The organism is Streptomyces sp. NPDC005794, assembly GCF_042871445.1.
In the GTDB taxonomy this organism is placed as follows: domain Bacteria; phylum Actinomycetota; class Actinomycetes; order Streptomycetales; family Streptomycetaceae; genus Streptomyces.
In genome coordinates this window covers 1-1,215 of the sequence record NZ_JBIAIN010000065.1, presented here as the reverse complement: position 1 = coordinate 1,215, position 1,215 = coordinate 1, and the positions used below count along the sequence as shown (strand labels likewise).

The following is a 1,215-nucleotide window of genomic DNA, read 5'->3' as shown; positions in this document are numbered from 1 at the left end:
CCCCAGCACATCCTCACCGAGCACAGCACACACACCACTCGACACAGGAGCAGGAACCGACACCACACTCCAGTCGACCCGGAACAGCGAGTCGTCGCCGGTTCCGGACGCTGCGTCCAGCTCTCCGGCCGCGAGGGCGCGCAGAGTGAGGGAGTCGACGGTGGCGACGGGCTCGCCAGCGACATCGGCGACGGTGAGGGACACCGCCCCGGAGGCGGCGGGGGTCAGGCGGACGCGCAGCTCGGATGCGCCGGTCGCGTGGAGCGACACACCGCTCCAGGAGAACGGCAGCCGTGCCCCCGTGCCCTGCTCGTTTCGGCCGATGGCGGTCAGGGCGATGCCGTGGAGGCTCGCGTCGAGGAGGGCCGGGTGCAGACCGTACTGGGCGGCCTCCGCCCGCTCTCCTTCCGGCAGGGCGACCTCGGCGAACACCTCGTCGCCGACGCGCCAGGCCGCGCGGACCCCTTGGAAGGCCGGGCCGTAGCCGAGGCCCGCTGCGGCGAAGCCCGCGTAGAGCTCGCCGGTGTCCACGGCGACGGCACCCGTGGGCGGCCACTGGGCGAGACCGGTGTCGGCGCCCGTCGGCCGGGCGTGGCCGGTCTGGTCGGCGAGGACTCCGGCGGCGTGGCGGATCCACGGCTCGTCGGGCACGTCGTTCTGGCGCCGCGAATGCAGGGTAAAGGTGCGCCGTCCGGTGTCGTCCGGCTCCTCCACCCACAACTGGAGCTGTACACCGGTGTTGTCGTCGGGCAGGACGAGAGGTGCTTCCAGGATCAGCTCTTCGAGCAGGTCGCAGCCGACCTCGTCACCGGCCCGCACGGCCAGTTCGACGAAGGCCGTGCCGGGCAGCAGCGTTCTGTCGGCGACGACGTGGTCACTGAGCCAGGGCTGCGCGTCGACCGACAGCAGGCCGGTGAACAGCCGCGCGTCGCTCCCGGCGACCTGGACGGCCGCGCCGAGCAGCGGGTGGTCGGCGGCGGCGAGCCCGGCCGATGCGACATCACCGGTCAGCGCCGCGGAGTGCAGCCAGTAGCGCTGGTGCTGGAAGGCGTACGTGGGCAGGTCGACGCGGGTCCGGGCCTCGGCGGGAGCGTACAGCGGCGCCCAGTCGACCTCGACACCGCGCACGTGAGCCTTGGCGAGCGCGGCGAGGAAGGAATCCGTCTCCGGACGGTCCTTGCGCAGAGCTGCGACAAGTCCGGCCTGGTCGGCGGA

The 1,215-nt window shown here is 72.9% G+C and carries 1 protein-coding gene; it reads right to left on the bottom strand.

Annotated features, from left to right (window positions below; all coding sequences use genetic code 11):
• The coding region (locus ACFYQ5_RS36110) for a polyketide synthase dehydratase domain-containing protein (protein WP_389203862.1) at window positions 1–1,215 on the bottom strand (1,215 nt) is incomplete at both ends.